The following is a 17,820-nucleotide window of genomic DNA, read 5'->3' as shown; positions in this document are numbered from 1 at the left end:
CTTTCTTTAGAGAAAAGAAAGAAGGTGAAACCAATTGATTTATACCTGCACCTTAAATCCTGCTATTGACCTATATATTGCATTAAAAGAAATGAGAGCAAATGCAGTCAACCGCACAGAAGATGAAGATTATCAGCCGAATGGCAAAGGAGTCAATGTCTCCATTATGCTAAAGAAATATGGATTCACCAGCACTGCATTAGGATTTATTGCTGGGTTTTCAGGCTCTTATATTGAACAATCCTTAAAGGACCTTTCCATTCAAACCGATTTTATCTCGGTTGAAGGAATTACACGCATTAATGTTTTTATTAATACGACAGAAGAATACAAGCTCGTGAACCAAGGACCTGCGATTGAAGCAAAAGCGCTTCACGCCTTTCGTGAAAAAATAGCGGCCATCCCGCAGGGGGACATCCTTATCATGTCAGGCAGCCTGCCAAAGGGCGTACCCGCCAGCATTTTTTCAGAAGTAGCAGCTATTTGTCATCAGCACAACGTCAAGTTTATTTTAGACACAAGCTCCGCAGCAGTTCTTGAGACGCTTCAATACAAGCCATATTTATTAAAACCGAATGAAGAAGAAATCGCTGCTTTTTTTGGCAAAACACATCCTATGTCAGAAAAAGAACTCATTCAATCAGGAGAAAAACTCATTGAGATGGGTGTAGAGCAAGTGCTTATTTCCCGCGGAGGAGAAGGGGCTTTGTTCATTACGAAAGACATCATCTTAAAAGGAAACGCACCGACAGGCACTGTGGTAAACACAGCTTGTTCTGGAGATGCAATGCTCGCAGCCTTTCTTAGTAAACAGCTTGAAGGTCATTCACCTGAAGAATGCTTACGTTACGGCATTGCAACGGGCGCATCTACTGCATTTTCTAAAGGCTTAAGTGATTTACATGACATTCATTCATTAATTGAGCAAGTACACATTCACAAGATATAAGGGGGAATCAGATATGAGCCGTAAAAAAATTGTCGCTGCAACTGGCTGTCCAACAGGCATTGCACACACGTTTATGGCAGCTGAGGCATTAAAAATAGCTGCTGAGCAATTAGGGGTCGACATCAAAGTCGAAACACATGGTCAAGTAGGAATTGAAAACGCTTTAACCGATCAAGACATTCTGGAGGCCGATGGGGTCATTGTCGCAGCTGACAAAGATGTGAATACAGATCGTTTTCACGGCAAACCACTGATTGAAGTGCCTGTAGCGAAAGGCATCCGCACGCCAGAAGAACTGATCCAAGGCATTATCAATGGAGATGCACCCGTTCATCAAGTGAAAGGAAGGGCTTCTGGAACGGAGAAAACATCTGCTCCTTCATCCTCTCAACAAAAGACGACGAATAAATGGATACACACGATCTACAAACATTTAATGAACGGTGTATCACACATGCTTCCATTTGTTGTTGGAGGCGGGGTCTTAATTGCCATTTCATTTCTATTCGGTATCTACTCTGCTGATCCTCAGCATGAAACGTATCATCCGTTTGCTGCCTATTTGAAAAGCATTGGCGGACTCGGCTTTAGCTTAATGGTGCCTATTTTAGCAGCATTTATCGCTGATTCAATCGCCAGACGCCCAGGGATGGTTGTCGGGTTTATCGGCGGCCTGCTTGCAAACGACGGAGGCGCTGGATTCTTAGGTGGTATTATCGCAGGTTTTGCAGCAGGATATATCATCGTATTCCTTCAATTCCTGCTTCAAAAATTACCTGCATCACTTGACGGTTTAAAATCAATCTTCATCTATCCTGTTATCGGTATTTTCTTGATTGGAGCTGTGATGACACCACTATTAGTTCCGATCACAGGCCTAAATAATTCATTAATGGATTTTCTCTCAGCTGTTCAATCCACGAACCCGCTGCTCTTAGGTTTAATTGTTGGAGCGATGTGTGGATTTGATATGGGAGGTCCTTTTAACAAAGCAGCCTATGTCACAGGAACGGCTTTACTTGCACAAGGCAACCTTTACTTCATGGCAGGTGTGTCCGCAGCATGTATCACACCGCCGCTTATCATTGCGATTGCCACAACGATTTTCAGAAAACATTTCACACCGCAGGAACGAAATGCAGGGGCAATCAACTATATTCTAGGGGCGACACATATTACAGAAGGGGCCATCCCATTTGCGGCAAAAAACCCGATCGTTGTCCTGCCAATTATCATGTTTGGCTCAGCCATCTCTGCTATATTGACGTATCTATTTGGCGTACAGGTTCCAGCTCCGCATGGTGGATTCCTTGTCCTTCCAGTCGTCACAGGTGCATTTCAGTGGGTACTATCCATACTGATCGGATCACTTGTAGGTGCCATTCTATACGGACTTTACCGTAAAAAAATAGACAAACCCGCAGTTTAATAGGGAGGAAGAGAAATAATGGAACATATCTATATGAATCTTCATGAAACAGCTTCTTCACAGGCTGGCGTTTTCGCAGCCATTGCTGACATTGCCTACAAAGCAGGTATTTGTACATCACAAGAGGATGTCAAAAAAGGCTTAGCTGAAAGGGAAGCACTGAGCACGACTGGATTTCAAGATGGATTTGCCATTCCACATACACAAACAGAAGCCATCACAAAACCAGCACTCGTGATCGTCCGCACTGAAACAGGCATTGAATGGGACGCTTTTGATGGGAAGCCATGCTTTTTCTTCTTATCCTTACTGATCCCCAAAAATGAAGCGGGCACCACTCATTTAAAGGCTCTTTCTGCCCTTTCACGAGGATTAATGGATGAAGCCAAACGACAAAAGCTGCTGGAAACAAGAACAAATGAAGACATGCTTACTGTTTTAGAAACAGATATTTTAACGAGAGAGGATGTTTGATTATGCCTTTACTTTCAACAACACCGATGCTTGAGGCTGCGAAAAAAGAAAAATACGGAATAGTTGCATTCAATGTACATTCCTTTGACAGTATTTATTGGGTGCTCGAAACGGCCGCAGAATTAAAATCACCTGTCATTTTGCAAACAACGGTTGGAACGGTTCAATCTCTTGGAGCAAAAGCGATTGCAGATACAGTCAAAGCGGCGGCTGATCAATATCAAATCCCAATCGGTCTGCACCTCGATCACTGTACGGACTTTGATGTAATTCTCACCTGTATCAGGGCCGGATATACATCCGTCATGATCGATGCATCCATGCATTCATATGAAGAAAATGTACGCCGCACAAAAGAAGTCGTAGACCTCGCATTAAAAGTAGGGGTGAATGTCGAAGCAGAATTAGGCAAGGTAGGCGGCGTAGAGGATGATATCGTCGTCGATGAAAAGGATGCTGAAAAAGCCGTTCCTTCAGAGTGCCGCCAATTTGTAGAAGAAACTGGGGTTCCTACTTTAGCGCCTGCGATCGGCACCGCTCACGGCATTTATAAAGGAGTACCGGATATTGACTTTGACCGTATTGAACAAATTGCAGCGCTGGTCGATGTTCCACTTGTACTGCACGGCGGTTCCGCTGTACCGGATGAGGACGTCAGACGATGTGTAGCACTTGGTATGGCAAAGGTCAATGTCTCTACTGAATTGAAAAATGCGTACTCTGAAGCCATCCGTGATCATTTCTCAAACGAACCTGAAAGCTTAGATCCACGTATGTATTTACAAAAAGCAAAGCAAGCAGCAAAAGACATGGTCACATCGAAAATACGTATCGTTGGCAGTGAGGGCAAAGCCCATCCTCTATATCAGTGAAACGAAAAAAAGCAGAGCCGCTAACGCTCTGCTTTTTCACATTATTCGCTTTCTTTCATTTCATTTGATGTGCGTACTCGTGCATTTCCCATAAATAGGACCGTAATCGCTGCAAGGGCAATAGGGAATAACGCAATCAAAAATACGTACGTAATGCTTTGTGACATCGCATCGATGACTTTATTTAAAATATCAGGCGGAATTTGTGAACGAGCACCTTCTTGGAATATGGCTTGTGGATCGCCTATTTGAGAAGGGGCTCCTTTCATTCCGCTAAAGGCATCTGCTAAGCGATTCGTTAGGACATTGGTTTGAATCGTCCCAAAAATCGTGACACCAAGTGTCATTCCAAGTGATCTCATAAATGAATTGGTTGAGTTTGCACTGCCTCGGTAACGAGGGGCAAGATCATTCATTGAAGCTGAAGGCAGAAGGGAGAAGCTAAAGCCGACGCCAAAGCCTGATATCATCATAAAGAGTGTAAGCCACAGTCTAGCTGTATCTGGTGACATATTGGCAAGAAGCAGCATCCCAGCAAAAAATGAAATAACAGAGATCGTCATAAGACGTCTGAAAGGCACTTTCGTCTGCATCGTTCCGCCAATCATACTGCCAATCACAGACCCTATCATCATCGGTGTTAAAATAAACCCTGCACTTGTCGCAGATTCACCATACACCGCTTGCACGAAAATAGGAATAAAGACGGCAAGAATAATAAATGTCCCCCCATATAAAAACGCCAATATTTGAGATGTCGCAAATAAACGATTTTTAAACATCCAAAAAGAAATAATCGGTTCCTCCGCTTTACGCTCAACAATAAAGAAGATGGTACCAAACACAAGAAACACGGCAAAAAGTGTGAGGATTTGCACCGAATCCCAAGCATAAGATTTACCGCCAAGCTCAAGTGCGAACATTAAGCTCACAACTGCCACGACAAGTGTAATAGCACCTGACCAGTCAATTTTTTGTTTGCGATGTTCTAGCGATTCATGATAGTATCTAGCGATCAAGAACACGCTAACAATACCGATTGGCACGTTAATATAGAAAACCCAATGCCAGCCGATCGAATCTGTGATAATAGCTCCTAACAGTGGCCCTAGTACACTCGATAAACCAAATACTGCACCAAACATACCGGACATTTTTCCGCGCTTTTCAGGCGGGAAGATATCAAAGATGATCGTAAACGCGATCGGAAGAAGGGCACCGCCTCCAAGCCCTTGAATGGCCCGGTAAATAATGAGCTGATCCATCGTTTGTGCGATACCGCACAGCGCTGATCCAATTAAAAAGAAAATAAGTCCAAACAGAAAAAAACGCTTTCGACCATACATATCAGAAAGCTTTCCGTAAATCGGCATTCCGGCCATTACTGCCACCATATAAGAAGCCGTCACCCAAGCAAATTTATCAAAACTGCCCAAATCTGCTACGATGCTTCCCATCGCTGTTGCAACAATGGTATTGTCCATCGCTGCCATAAAAATTCCTAACAGCAAACCGATGACAACAAAGCGAGTGGATGCCTTGCCTTTATCCACATGATTCATTTCATTTACCTCCTGCTTACGTTCTCTTCTTATTTTTGCTATGATCAACTTAAATATAAAGGAAGAGAACTTTTATCTTGATGATCAAGATAAATTGATTTTAAAGGGAGGAGAACATGTTGTCAATAAAGAACGACGCTGAAGATAGTGCAGACCTGATCATACATACAATGAGGCGCCTCGCCACTCGAACGGTTTTATTCCATCAAGCGGCCGCGCAATCGCTCGGCCTTTTCCCAACAGATCTCAAATCAGCCGATTTATTAAACGAACTCGGCCCCCTCACAGCAGGGGAATTAAGTGAAAAAACAGGTCTTAGCTCAGGTGCGGTCACAGCACTGATTGATCGCCTTGAAAAAGCGGGCTACGTCAAAAGAGAAAAGGACCCAAAAGACAAGCGAAGAGTCATCATCGTTCCATTAACGGCTGGGAAATCACAGGTAAAAGAACTCTTTCGATCCTTATCGGCATCAACAAAACAACTCACAAACGAATACAAACGAGAAGAATTAGACTTAATCATTCAATTTATTACCGAAGCAGCAGATATTATGGAGCAAGAGCTGCGATTGCTTAAGTCTAAGTCTTAAGAGAGCACAATGTTAAGGGTGTGCTTTTCTTTGAAATAAAATAGCGAGGATATGATTCTGATCATTTACATATTAAGTACTGTTTTTGTATCTATATTCCTATTTAATGACAAACTTTGTGTTGGTAAAATTGACCTTGTCAATGAATAGGAAGGAGTGAATTCTTCTGGGGAAGATACTTGATGCAAAAGCACTAACAAGTGCCATGGACGCAAGGGCAAAACACTACCAGGAACTCCGCGAACAAATGGTAGATTTAAAAAAAGCATTACAAGGTGTTTCTAATCTCGGTGACGACTTCACTGGGAAAGGTGCCGATAACATTAAAAGCTTCTACAAAGAGCTCGCTGGAAATGTAGACATGTTTATCAGCTTCATTGATAAGCAAAAAGCGTTCCATGAAGGTGTTTCTGGGACACTCGATGATACAAACTTTGGCGGCGATACCTTCGTAGAAGAACACTTTTTAGACAACGCTGTACATATGGGCATCAAAAATGCCAAAAGCATTGTGAAGGATCAAAAAAAGGCGCTTAAAACGATTTTTCAAGACATCGACGACCTCATCTCTCTAGAAGTATTTGATAGTCAAAGCTTTGATGAAAAGATTGCAGATGCGGAAGACGAGCGAAAAAAGACAGTAAAAGACCTAAGAGAGCTTGATCAAAATTTAAAAGATGAATATGCTTTGTCAGAGACGGAGCAGCAAGCTACAATGGCATTGTACGCAGAAATGATGAATGCGACAAATGATGGAAAAGCCATTTCGCCGATGAATTTTGACAAGAAAGCGTATCAAAATAGCGAAATCTACAAGGCAAAAAGCGATATTGAGAAGCAAACTGCTGAATATCTCAAAATTAAAAAAGAACAAGAAGAAGCTAGAGAAATCGCAAAGGAACAAGAAGCACTCGCCAACCGCCCTTGGTATGAAAAAGCACTTGATTATGGTGGAAATATCGTGAATGAATTGACAGGTGTGAACGATGCAAAACGCGCCGCAACAGGCGTTGATCCAATCACAGGGGAAGAACTCACCGCAGGACAGCGGGTCGCCGCAGGCGGCATGGCAGCAGCGGGCTATATCCCGATCGTCGGATGGGCGGGCCGTATTTTCAAAGGCGGAAAAGCCGTCTATAAAACGACTCAAGCCACTTCAGCTGCAGTCAGAGCAGTCGACATTTACAAGACATCGCAAAAGTCTTTTGACGCCCTAAAAACATCTCAAAAAGGCTTATATGGCCTCACCGCCACCAACGGATTCAGTGAAGCGATCACGGGGCGAGATATGTTTGGAAATAAGGTCTCGAAAGAACAGCAGGAAGCGAGTATGAATGCGGCGCTTGGAGTGCTTTTGCCGTTTGGGGCGAAAGGGTTTCATGGGAAGATGGGGTTAAACGCTCAAAGTCCAGAAGGATTTAATCGAAAAAGGGCTTTGCGGCACGCTAAGGATTTAGGGGGAATACCTAGATCGCAACAGCCTACTCGTCAATGGCAAGTAGGAGATAATGTTTTTAAGAAGGGGCAAGAACATCGTAATTATGAGTACAGTTCTAACCAAACTCATCATGGGCGGTACTATGAATTTGATACCCCAAAAGGAAAAAGAGTTATAGTACAACATACTAATGACGGAAAATTACACACTCACGCAGGGAAACCGAAAGAGGGTGCCGACCCATTTAATTATGATTTTAAAAAAGAAAGGTATTCAAATATTTATGGGCCAAATGGTGATCACCATATCTATTACAATGAATAATGAGGAATGAAAAATATGGTATATCAAAATGAAAAAATACAAAAGAAAATAGCTTTTATGAATGCTAAAAAGAAAATACAACAATTAGCTTATATTGAGGTAATTGATTTTGAAAATGATGCTTCTCAATGGCTAAAATTATGTGAAGTAGTATTAAAACAATTTCGTCAAATAGACTCTACACCTTCTGATATTTTAACAATTACAGACAAAGAATCTGTTATGGCTTGGTTAAAAAATTCACTAGATTTTCTGAAAGAGAAAAAAGAATGGTTTATTTTAGTTGTAAATGACCCTTTTCCTGTTTGGGCAAATGTAAAAGCTCTAGATTTCAATAAGGCAATTGAAGAGATTTGGCTATCTTCAGAGAATCACAACGTCATTGTAGCAGATAAAGCAACTGGTAAAATCGCTCAGATATTTTCAGAAGAAAAACACTTTGAACTGCATATTGGAAACTGCGCGATTTAATTATAATCCAGGTTAATTGATTAAGTAGCAGCCACAATCTGAAAACCCGTATTTAACAATGATTTGAATAACCAACACCAATACCTTGATTTTAATAGAATCAAGGTTTCACTTGTCTAATATAATTGGTGATTTTAATTATAATACATTGTAGAGGTGATTCAATGAATGAGAGCTACAGTTATTTAGAGGAGTTAGAAGATTTTTTAGGTGGGACATTTCATCAGGATATCGATTCACCAGAAGAAGCGTTAGAGGAGTTTATTCATGAAGCTACTAAAGAATGTCTGCTCTCTACTATAAAGGATTGTCAGGATTTTTTGAATGGTACTTTAACAATAGAAGAAAAAGAAAGCTTTATCGAAAGTAATGCAGAAATCTATTTTCCGGCGATCTCATTAAACCCTATACAGTGGTTTAATAAAATAATAGAGAAAATGGAAGAAGCAGTGAAAATGAAATAACAAAACGAAATTAGAATTTTTTTACATAAGAAAGAATCTGCGGACACTGATCATTGGGCACTTAAGGCCTTGATTGGTGTCCGCTTTTTTTGGCGGCGATGATGCAGTACATATGTGTGAATCAAGAATGCCAAAAGCATTGTGAAGGATCAAAAAAATTCAAAAAGATTTTTCAGGACATTCATGATCTCATTACAAAGGTTTTCTATCACATTAAAGAAAACAAAGGATTCTTTTTGTAAAAGTCTCAAAGCACACTCAAGCGGGTGTGCTTTTTCTTATAGCAAAAGAGCACCCAAAAGCTGCACAGCATTTACTGAAGACATTTGGGCTTCTTTGATGCATGTGAGTTGATTAGACTTATAACCAAAGGGAAGAAGGGAGGAATTCCAACTGTATTTAACCAAAAGGGGCACGACTTTACTATCAATGCTGATTCACACGACATCTTATTTATCAATTGAAGATTTACAGAATCGACTGAATGTCTCTACTCGAACCGTCTACTCTGAAATCAAACGCATGAATAGCTGGCTGGAAACTCAGCAGCTGAGTGGTATTCAGCGAAAAGATCAACTTGGCTACTACTTACACCCACATGAAAAAGAAGTCATTATTCAAAAAGCGAACACCATTCTCGTTGGCCATGATTATGAACCATGTGTAAAGGAAAGAAGAGCCATCCTGCTCTTATCCATTGCATGCAGTGAGAAACGCCTAAGAATTGATGATTTTATGAAGATGACCAAAGTGAGCCGGAATACATTGCTTGAAGATATGAAACAGCTAAAAGAAGCACTTTCAAAGCAGCAGCTTATCCTCCACTATCAGGCAGCCTGCGGCTATTTGATTTCAGGAGAAGAAAGAGCGATTCGATTGGCGCTGAAACCTTATATTCATTCCATTCGCACAATGATAAAAAACGAAAAAGCGTTTCCACCTTTTTGGTTAAAGGGGCCAATTTCATATAAACGGTTAAAGCATCTCCTCGAGCAGTCAGAACAAGAGCTTAAGCTCGAGTTTGCAGATGACATGCTGGATCAGCTGTCTTTGGATCTCTTTTTCTACTTAAAGCGGATGAAGCTAGGACGTGCTGTACACCTTTCAAACGAAGAAAAGCGTACATTGCAGGAAACAGATGAATGCTTGGCGGCTATTCGTTTCATGGCACGAATTCAAAGAGAAACCGGCCTTCATGTTCATGATGATGAAATCTATTTTCTTACTACTCTATGGCTCAGCGCCAAGAAACAAAAGCTTCCATCAAGTAAAAAACCAGAAGAGCATCTCATTCGCACCATTGCCAGACAAATGATTTTTGACTTTCAGCGGTATGCATGTATTTCCTTTCAAGAATACGAAGCCTTGGAGCAAAACTTGACCATGCATCTCATCCCGGCCTATTACAGACTCATCTATCACATTAATATCAACAATGAATTAACAGAATCTATTAAAAAAGCACAGCCAGAGGTGTTTGAAATCACTCAAAAGGTCGTATGCCATTTAGAAAAGGCGACTTGCTCAAAGATCAGCGACCATGAAATTGCATATGTGGCGATGCATTTTGGTGGTTGGATGAGAAGAGAAGGGATTTCACCAATTGTGCGGCGTTCTGTATACATTGTCTGCGGCGAAGGAATTGGCACAAGTCACATGCTGAAAACACAGCTTATCGAATTAATCGGTTATATCGAAGTACGTGAACTATTATCAAAGCGTTCATATGAAGAAATGTCATCCATTGATGTCGACTTTGTTGTGTCAACAACACCTATTTCGTTTAAAGGAAAACCTGTTCACCTCGTTCATCCCATTCTCACTGCCTATGAGAAAAAAACCTTACTTCAATATGGGGAAGGTGCAGAAATCAGGCTTGATGAGAACAATGTGGACGCTTTATTCAACATCATTCAGCAGCATACCATCGTACAAAATGAAAAAGCACTGCTTCGTGATCTTAAAGAGCTACTTCATCCCGCATATGTATCCCATCAGAAAGGGTGGAAACCAGTGTTAAACGATTTATTAACAGAAAAAACCATTCATCTCCAGCAAACAGCAGATACTTGGCAAGAGGCCATCACAAAAGCAGCGCAGCCTTTACTCGATCAAAATGCCATTCAGAGAGGTTATGTGGAGGCCATGATTCAGTCTGTGCATCAAAATGGACCTTATATTGTGATTGCACCACAAGTAGCCATTCCGCACGCCAGACCAGAGGACGGCGTGAACAAATTAAGCATGTCACTCATGTCATTTGAACCGCCCGTTTTTTTCTCTAAAGATGGAAAAAAACAGGTTCGTCTCATCATTGTGCTAGCAGCCATTGACAGTATGACCCACTTGAAAGCACTCAAACAGCTGACCATGCTGTTAAGTGATGAAAAACGGAGGAAACAACTGGTTGAAGCAAAGGAATTAGCATCGGTGCAAAAACTAGTTGATCAATTTTCACAACTATAAAGGAGGAAAAAGAGAATGAAAAAAATTCTTGTTGTGTGCGGAAACGGATTAGGAAGCAGCTTTATCGTAGAAATGAATGTCAAAAAAGCATTAGAAGAGTTAGGACTTGTAGCTGAAGTAGATCATACCGATCTCAGCACAAGTAAAAATGAACAGGCCGATCTATATATCGGAGCAACAGACATTATCGATCAGCTGGATGACGGCACAAGAAAGGTCGCTGGATTAAATAACTTGTTAGACCAGGAAGCCATTAAAGACGTCCTTCGTAAACACATATAAGCCACAAAAAAGGGGGATTCACATCATGATAGAACTGATCATGAACGATATATTGGGCACACCGGCAATTCTCATCGGTTTGTTTGCACTGGCCGGTTTACTTTTGCAGAAAAAATCAGCCGCAGATACCGTGTCAGGCACCTTGAAAACAACCATGGGTTTTTTAATATTAGGAGCGGGCGCCACGGTCGTGTCTGATTCACTTGGAGTTTTTCGAAAAATGTTTGAAGCAGCCTTTCACATTCAAGGGGTAGTCCCAAATACAGATGCCATGGCGGCCATTGCCCAAAAGGAATTCGGTACACAGACGGCTCTCATTATGATTTTTGGCATGCTGGTCAATTTGTTATTGGCAAAATTCACGCCCTTTAAATACGTCTTTTTAACAGGGCACCATACCTTGTATATGGCTGCAATGCTCGCAGTCGTTCTCTCGACAGCCGGAATGCAAGGAGGATTTCTTGTGACCACCGGTTCGATTATATTAGGAACAGCTATGGTCATTGCACCCGCTATCCTTCAGCCATTCACAAGGAAAGTCACCGGAAGCGATGATCTCGCGCTCGGACACTTCAGTACCTTCGGTTATTTTACAGCGGGAATGATCGGCAAATGGATCGGTCGTCCAGAGAAATCAACGGAAACCATTCAAGTGCCTAAATCACTCGGCTTTCTAAGAGATACATCTGTTGCCATTTCGATCACGATGGCTTTGCTGTTCTTTGCGATTGCACCGTTTGCAGGGATTCCCTTTATAGAACAAATTAGCGGGGGCACGAACTTCGCTGTCTTCATTCTCATTCAGGCTATTACCTTTGCCGCTGGTGTGTACATTATTTTAGCCGGGGTGAGGATGGCAATCGGTGAAATCGTGCCTGCTTTTAAAGGGATTGCCGATCGTTTTGTGAAAGGGGCAAAACCGGCACTTGACGCGCCAACCGTTTTTCCATTTGCTCCAAATGCAGTCATTATCGGTTTTTTATGCAGCTTTGCAGGAGGCATCGTATCCATTTTTCTTTTACCTTTGTTTGGTTTAACTGTCATTGTCCCTGGTCTTGTCCCGCACTTTTTTTGCGGCGCTACAGCAGGAGTGTATGGCAATGCAACAGGAGGCGTGAGAGGGGCTGTCGCTGGGGCCTTTGTGAATGGATTGCTTCTTTCCTTTTTACCTGCTTGTTTATTACCTGTGTTAGGGTCCCTTGGCTTTGAAGGGACAACTTTTGGAGATACAGACTTTGGTATCATCGGAATCTTAATTGGATTGATCAAGCTTTTATTTCAACTTTAAAAAAGAGGAGCCTGAGAATGACAGCCATTTTTTCACCTTCACTAATGTGCATGGATTTAACGCACTTCCGCGAACAAATTCATATTCTCAACACGAGAGCAGATCGATATCATGTCGACGTCATGGATGGTCATTATGTGAAAAATATCACCCTATCACCCTTTTTCATTGAACAGCTTCGAAAACTAACAGATAGACCAATTGATGTTCACCTTATGGCGGAATACCCCCAAGAATTTTTAATCGATGCCTGCATTGATGCAGGCGCAAGCATGATCTGCTTACACCCAGAGGTCGTGCAAAGAGACGTTTTTAGAATCATTCGGCATATCCATCAAAGAGACTGCAAGGTTGGCTTTGTCTTAAATCCCGCCACACCAATTGCGGTGTTAAATTCCTTTATTCATTTAATAGACCGAGTGACGATCATGACGATCGATCCAGGCTTTGCTGGACAGCCTTTTATTAAAGAAATGCTTCGTAAAATCAAAGAGGTGAGAAAGATAAAAGAGCAAGGAGGATACTCATTTTCAATTGAAGTAGACGGCTCTTGTAATGAGAGCACGTTCCGGCTGCTTGCTGAGGCTGGAAATGAGATCTATATCATCGGCAACTCAGGTTTATTTGGACTTCACAATCAACTCGATAAAGCTTGGGAGACAATGAAGCAATTGTTTGCAAAAGAAACAGCCTCAATTGAATCACGTTAGTAAAAGAGGATGTAATCCATCCTCTTTTTTACGCAATTTTACTAAAACACTGCAATCTCACCAAAACATACCCAAATACAAAATAAAAAATTACAAATCCACAATTGAAAGCGCTTTACTTATATGTTATCCTTCAAATATCTTTAGTAAATATTTAGTCAAAATCTAAGAGGAGTTTGCCTATGACCACACTCAAAGATATTGCCCATGATGCAAAAGTGTCCGTATCCACTGTATCCCGTGTGTTAAATGGCGATCAAACACTTGCCGTTTCACACGCAACAAGACAAAACATCCTCGACATTGCAAAGAAGCTAAACTATACCCCAGTGAGAGCAAGAAAAGCCGATCAAGCAGAAGAAAAACCTCCATCTGAATCCCCAGTCATCGGTATCGTTGTCGCTCAATCCATTGACGAAGAATTAAATGATCCCTTTTTTTCATCGATTCGAAAAGGAATTGAAAAAGAATATGCCAAACAAGGGCTGTCCACCCTCCATACCTTTCGCCTGAGAAGCATGGACAAAGGAGCGATGCTAAAGGATATTGACGGTTTGATTGTCATTGGACGAATCAGCCCCGATACAGTTGAAAAAATGACAAACCGAATGGAACACATTGTTTTTATTAATCATTATGCGGATGAAGATTTGTATGATTGTGTACATGTTGATTTTGTAAGAGCGGCAGATCGAGCAATTCGCCATCTGCAATCGCTTGGCTATACACATCTAGGCTATATTGGCGGAAAGGAGCGGGAGCATTATTTCGAAGGAAACGCTGTGATTGAGGACGAAAGGCAAACGACGTTTATGAGAAGATTGCAGGAGGCGGGATGTCTTCATCTGGATGACATCCACATTGGGGAATACTCCATGCAAGAAGGCTATACGCTTATGCAGCAAGCCATTAAAAAAGGAAACCTTCCACAAGCCTTTTTTATCGGAAGTGATTCAATGGCGATCGGTGCAATGCGTGCGCTCAACGAAGCCGGTCTGCGTGTTCCTTTCGATGTATCCATTGTTGGGTTTAATGACATTGAAGCTGCTTCATTTTCAAGTCCGCCGCTTACAAGCGTAAAAGTATATACAGAAGAAATGGGGGAAGTCGGCTTGAAGCTTTTGCTTGAGCGAATAAACGGAAGAAAGCTCCCTCTAAAAGTCGTCGTGCCAACAAAACTCATCGAACGGGGCAGCACATGTCTCATCCATGAAAGGGGGTGAACCAAGATCTCAGCAAACAAAAAAGAGACAAAAAAGCAGAAAGCAAGCTGCTCAGCATGATGGCCAGATCATGCTGAGAACAAGGCAGCCTGCCGTTATGCTCTCTTATCTCTTTGAAAAGAATAGAATTCCAGTATAATGGACTTCTTTTGTTTCCGCAACTGCATGAATTCTACCGATTATCGTCTGAATTTTCAGTGATCAAAAGGAGGAAACCATGAATAAAAAAATCATGCTGCTGACTGCGGCCTTTGTCTTGACCATTCTTTTGTCTGCTTGCGGCAATAACGGTACGTCCGAAGCAAACGGAAAGGCCACCCTGACTCTCTATTCGACGATGAGCAACAGCGGGGAAAGAAAAGCATTTGAAGAAGTGATTCGTGAGTTTGAAAAAGAGCATCCACATATTCGAATCGATGTCAACTTCCCAGGCAACAGCTATGAAGATATGATCCGCGTCAAAATGGGGGCAAACGATATGCCGGATCTGTTTGACACACATGGCTGGGCCAAACTGCGCTACAGAGAGTATGTGGCTGATTTAAAAGAGATGGATTGGGTCAAACAGCTTGATCCTTCACTCGATCAGATTTTAAAGGACCAAGCTGGCAAAGTATACGCGTATCCGCTGAATCAAGCAAAAGACGGGCTTAGCTTTAATGCCAATCTATTAAAGGACTATGACATTGAAGTCCCTAGAACACTTGATGAACTAAAATCCGCTTTGCTGACAGTTAAAGAAAAGAGCAAAGGAGAGGTTGTGCCGCTCTGGATACCAGGAGGAGATAACTCAAATATCGCCCAAGTCTTTGATGAACTAGCCACACCTTTATTAATCACCGATCCAAAACATCAATACGGAAAAGAACTTGAAAACGGATCATTTGATTGGTCTCACTATACACCGCTTGCACAGTTCATGAAGGAGCTGAAGGATCAAGACCTTTTAAACAAAGATGTCCTGACAGCGAAACTATCTCAAGCACCTGAACTGATGGCACAAAACAAAATAGCCTTCACCTTTGTCGGAGGATCATTAGGACCTGAAGCGTCTGAACTCAATCAATCGATCAAAGTAGGAACGATGCCTGTTCCTGCCATTCATGAAGGAGATGAGCAAAGCTGGATTGGGGGAGAACGGTTTACTGTCGCTGCCTGGAAGGACTCCAAGCATCTAAAAGAAGCAAAACAATTCATCGATTTTCTCGCAAAGCCTGAAAATGCGGAAAAAATCGCAGAAGGCACATCCTCTGAAGCAGCCTTAACGCATGTAAAAGCGAAAAACTATTACTCTACGTTTTACGATCAATACGAACAGGTGAAGATTGAACCTTACTTCGATCGAAAATACTTACCAAGCGGAATGTGGGCTGTCATGGCAACGACGGGTCAAGAATTATTAGCAGGCTCCATCACACCAGAACAATTATCGAAGAAGATGGAAGAGGAATATAAGCGTCTGAAAAAACAATAGCAGGCCCATGCTGAAACAGGAGTGAAGCCAATGAATGACATCACAAAAGCAAAGCAGCCAGCCGCATTTACCTCTTTACCAAAACAAAAGATGCAAAAAAGCCGGAATTCATCACTTTGGTGGATGTACATGCCAGCTGTACTCGTCGTCAGTACCTTTATCATTTATCCTTTTTTGAACGGCATTCAGCTATCTTTTACGAATTGGAACGGGTTCTCACAAACTTATGAATGGATTGGGCTTGATCAATATAAACGTCTGCTTCAAGACCCAACGACATGGCTTGTTGTCAAAAACACGCTTCTCTACGGAATTGGGAGTACAATCTTACAAAATATCATTGGACTTGGATATGCTCTCTTATTAAACCAAAGTTTAAAGATGAGAGGCATCACAAGGACGGTGATCTATCTACCTGTCATGATCAGTCCGATTGCCATGGGCTATATTTGGTATTTTGTGTTTGCTTACCAAGGCGGTGCCTTAAACGATGTGGTGACGTTTTTTGGATTTGACCAAATGAATGCGCTTGGCAATCCGCAATTAAACACATGGATCATTGTGCTTGTCAACACCTATCAATTCGTCGGAATTGCGATGATCATTTATTTAGCAGGCCTTCAAAGTATTCCTAAGGATTATTATGAGGCGGCACAATTAGACGGCGCAGCAAGCCTCCAGCAATTCAGACGGATCACATTGCCGCTGCTTATGCCGTCTATCACCATTAATGTTGTGCTGAATGTCATTGGCGGGCTCAAGCTCTTTGATGTCATTGTGGCACTAACAGGCGGCGGACCTGGAGATTCCTCGCAATCGATGTCGACCTTTATGTATGATCTGTATTTCAAACGTCAGGATGCAGGCTATGCAGCAACGCAAGGAGTCTTCATGGCGGTCATCATCATTGTCATTAGTGTCGCAGCACTGATTTATTTCAAACGAAAGGAGACCGAGGTGTGATGGATAACGCCTTTAAACGCAAAAAGAGATGGTACACCTTCCTCGCACTTTTGGTGACATTGCTTCACCTCATTCCATTTTATATCTTGGTGACGACATCATTAAAGGGGATAGGAGATTTCAGTTCAAAATGGCTGTTTCCGAAAGCGCTCCATCTTGAAAACTTTCGCACGGCATGGACAGAGGCTCAGCTTGGCCAGTCCTTTTTGAATACAGTGATGATTACGTTCAGCTCCGCTGTATTACTCATCATACTTGGATCTCTTGCAGCCTATCCGCTCGCAAGAAGAAACACAAAGCTAAATAAAGCAGTTTATGTTTTATTCATCACCATTATGGTCATTCCACCGCTCACAGCCCTTGTCCCGCTCTATCAAATGGTCGTTCAAATCGGGATGATGAACACCTATCAAATCGCTATTTTAAATAATGTCGCTGCTTTTTTGCCGCTAACCATTTTCTTATACGCAGGCTTTATCCGGTCGACCATTCCAAAGGAGCTTGAAGAAGCAGCCCGTATTGATGGAGCGGGGACACTCAGAGTTTTTTTCACTGTCGTTTTTCCTCTTCTGAAGCCCATTACCGCTTCTGTTTTAATCATTGCCTGTGTGTATATTTGGAACGACTATCAATTTGCCATCTTCTTTTTGCAAGATAAAGAGATGCATACACTCACAGTCGCCTTATCCCATTTTTTTGGTCAAAATCAGCATCAGCTCCAGCTCGTTGGTGCCGCTGCGCTCATTGCGATGCTGCCAATGGTTACGATGTTTTTACTGTTGCAAAAATATTTTATCGCAGGGCTTTCACAAGGCTCTGTCAAAGGGTAGTTCAATATGGA

16 protein-coding genes and 1 pseudogene are annotated in these 17,820 nt (G+C 42.0%); 16 read left to right on the top strand and 1 reads right to left on the bottom strand.

Translation table 11 applies throughout. From position 1 onward, the window contains the following. Positions 1-34: 34 nt before the first annotated feature. Genes pfkB through MKZ03_RS08815 form a run of 4 tightly spaced genes read left to right on the top strand, consistent with a single transcriptional unit; the run spans position 35 to position 3,724 of the window. Entirely contained in the window at positions 35-949 is a 915-nt protein-coding gene (gene pfkB, locus MKZ03_RS08830) for a 1-phosphofructokinase (protein ID WP_334749329.1), read from the top strand. 13 nt (positions 950-962) lie between these two features. Continuing rightward, on the top strand, positions 963-2,378 hold the full coding sequence (locus tag MKZ03_RS08825; protein ID WP_106031140.1) for a PTS fructose transporter subunit IIC: 1,416 nt from the start codon (positions 963-965) through the stop codon (positions 2,376-2,378). A gap of 15 nt (positions 2,379-2,393) precedes the next feature. Beyond that, on the top strand, positions 2,394-2,852 hold the full coding sequence (locus MKZ03_RS08820) for a PTS sugar transporter subunit IIA (RefSeq protein ID WP_060596473.1): 459 nt from the start codon (positions 2,394-2,396) through the stop codon (positions 2,850-2,852). Between the two features lie 2 nt (positions 2,853-2,854). After that, positions 2,855-3,724, top strand: a complete 870-nt coding sequence (locus tag MKZ03_RS08815) for a class II fructose-bisphosphate aldolase (RefSeq protein WP_334749327.1) — start codon at positions 2,855-2,857, stop codon at positions 3,722-3,724. A 43-nt stretch (positions 3,725-3,767) separates the two neighbouring features. Here the strand turns inward: MKZ03_RS08815 and MKZ03_RS08810 are convergent. Further along, positions 3,768-5,286, bottom strand: a pseudogene (locus tag MKZ03_RS08810) (MDR family MFS transporter); the annotation flags it as partial. Between the two features lie 170 nt (positions 5,287-5,456). Here MKZ03_RS08810 and MKZ03_RS08805 point away from each other — a divergent pair. From MKZ03_RS08805 to MKZ03_RS08750, 12 genes are all read left to right on the top strand, one after another. Further along, positions 5,457-5,876: a MarR family winged helix-turn-helix transcriptional regulator gene (locus tag MKZ03_RS08805; protein ID WP_334750273.1), complete on the top strand. Its 420-nt coding sequence runs from the start codon at positions 5,457-5,459 to the stop codon at positions 5,874-5,876. Positions 5,877-6,042: 166 nt separating this feature from the next. Beyond that, positions 6,043-7,638, top strand: coding sequence for a T7SS effector LXG polymorphic toxin (locus MKZ03_RS08800; protein WP_334750272.1), 1,596 nt, complete (start codon positions 6,043-6,045; stop codon positions 7,636-7,638). 15 nt (positions 7,639-7,653) lie between these two features. Further along, positions 7,654-8,109: a hypothetical protein gene (locus MKZ03_RS08795; protein WP_106030970.1), complete on the top strand. Its 456-nt coding sequence runs from the start codon at positions 7,654-7,656 to the stop codon at positions 8,107-8,109. A gap of 164 nt (positions 8,110-8,273) precedes the next feature. Beyond that, complete coding sequence (locus MKZ03_RS08790) at positions 8,274-8,573, top strand: contact-dependent growth inhibition system immunity protein (RefSeq protein ID WP_334749324.1); 300 nt, start codon at positions 8,274-8,276, stop codon at positions 8,571-8,573. Positions 8,574-8,966: 393 nt separating this feature from the next. After that, positions 8,967-11,039, top strand: a complete 2,073-nt coding sequence (locus tag MKZ03_RS08785; protein WP_307500666.1) for a BglG family transcription antiterminator — start codon at positions 8,967-8,969, stop codon at positions 11,037-11,039. Between the two features lie 15 nt (positions 11,040-11,054). Continuing rightward, positions 11,055-11,321: a PTS sugar transporter subunit IIB gene (locus MKZ03_RS08780; protein ID WP_034660831.1), complete on the top strand. Its 267-nt coding sequence runs from the start codon at positions 11,055-11,057 to the stop codon at positions 11,319-11,321. Positions 11,322-11,346: 25 nt separating this feature from the next. Then, entirely contained in the window at positions 11,347-12,609 is a 1,263-nt protein-coding gene (locus tag MKZ03_RS08775) for a PTS ascorbate transporter subunit IIC (RefSeq protein ID WP_340972817.1), read from the top strand. A 17-nt stretch (positions 12,610-12,626) separates the two neighbouring features. Next, positions 12,627-13,319: a D-allulose 6-phosphate 3-epimerase gene (gene alsE, locus MKZ03_RS08770; RefSeq protein WP_060596467.1), complete on the top strand. Its 693-nt coding sequence runs from the start codon at positions 12,627-12,629 to the stop codon at positions 13,317-13,319. Between the two features lie 182 nt (positions 13,320-13,501). Next, positions 13,502-14,542, top strand: a complete 1,041-nt coding sequence (locus MKZ03_RS08765) for a LacI family DNA-binding transcriptional regulator (RefSeq protein WP_307499704.1) — start codon at positions 13,502-13,504, stop codon at positions 14,540-14,542. Positions 14,543-14,759: 217 nt separating this feature from the next. Beyond that, complete coding sequence (locus tag MKZ03_RS08760; RefSeq protein ID WP_340972815.1) at positions 14,760-16,016, top strand: ABC transporter substrate-binding protein; 1,257 nt, start codon at positions 14,760-14,762, stop codon at positions 16,014-16,016. A 30-nt stretch (positions 16,017-16,046) separates the two neighbouring features. Next, positions 16,047-16,979, top strand: a complete 933-nt coding sequence (locus MKZ03_RS08755; RefSeq protein ID WP_307499702.1) for a carbohydrate ABC transporter permease — start codon at positions 16,047-16,049, stop codon at positions 16,977-16,979. After that, entirely contained in the window at positions 16,979-17,809 is an 831-nt protein-coding gene (locus MKZ03_RS08750) for a carbohydrate ABC transporter permease (RefSeq protein WP_340972813.1), read from the top strand. Before MKZ03_RS08755 ends, MKZ03_RS08750 begins: the two co-directional genes overlap by 1 nt. Positions 17,810-17,820: the final 11 nt, after the last annotated feature.

This window comes from Bacillus sp. FSL R5-0431 (genome assembly GCF_038002985.1).
GTDB lineage: Bacteria > Bacillota > Bacilli > Bacillales > Bacillaceae > Bacillus.
The sequence above is the reverse complement of the archived record's forward strand: the minus strand, read 5'-3'. Positions and strand labels throughout refer to the sequence as shown.